Source organism: Vibrio sp. 2134-1 (assembly GCF_033339495.1).
The window spans coordinates 1-633 of the sequence record NZ_JAWOUS010000570.1 but is presented as its reverse complement, the minus strand read 5'-3'; the positions used below and the strand labels follow the sequence as shown (position 1 = coordinate 633).

1 protein-coding gene is annotated in these 633 nt (G+C 45.8%); it reads left to right on the top strand.

Annotation, left to right across the window (positions count from 1 at the left end; translation table 11 throughout):
* A partial coding sequence (locus tag R7R78_RS27280) for a sensor histidine kinase (protein ID WP_225474754.1) occupies positions 1-633 on the top strand: 633 nt, incomplete at both ends.

Genomic DNA, 633 nt, shown 5'->3' with positions numbered 1-633 from the left:
GTTCTTCTCGTGGCTGATCGACAAGTTGTTTCCGACCATCCCACGCATGCTAGAAATTGCGCTATCACTGACCGCGTGTTTGTTGTTTGGTGTAATTAATGCGCAGTTTTGGCTCGGTGAATACTTCGGTATTTCGGGCATGTTGCCTGTCTTGCTGATGGGCCTGCTGTTTAGCGGTATGTGTTATTTTTATTTTCATTCACGCGAAAAAGAAGCTATTGCACAGCGTGAGCTAGAGAGCATCAAACGTGAAAATGCCGAACAAGAACGAGCCCTTTTACTCAGCCAGCTCAAGCAGATGCAAAGCCAAATTGAGCCGCATTTTCTGTTTAATACGCTTGCCAATATCAGCGCGTTGATGTCGCAAGACGTCGATAAAGCCAAACAAATGTTGGATCAACTCACGGCGTTATTGCGTGCAACGCTAAAAAACTCGCGTGAGGAGCACACAATGGTTGAGAATGAAATCGCCTTGATTGACGCTTATCTGGGTATTCAAAAAATTCGTTTAGGCGAGCGCTTAAGTTACACAATCGAGGTGCAAGAAGGGTTAGGAAATACAGAGTTGCCTCCGATGATGCTGCAACCTTTGGTAGAGAACGCCATTATTCACGGCATCGAGCCAAAACGTGA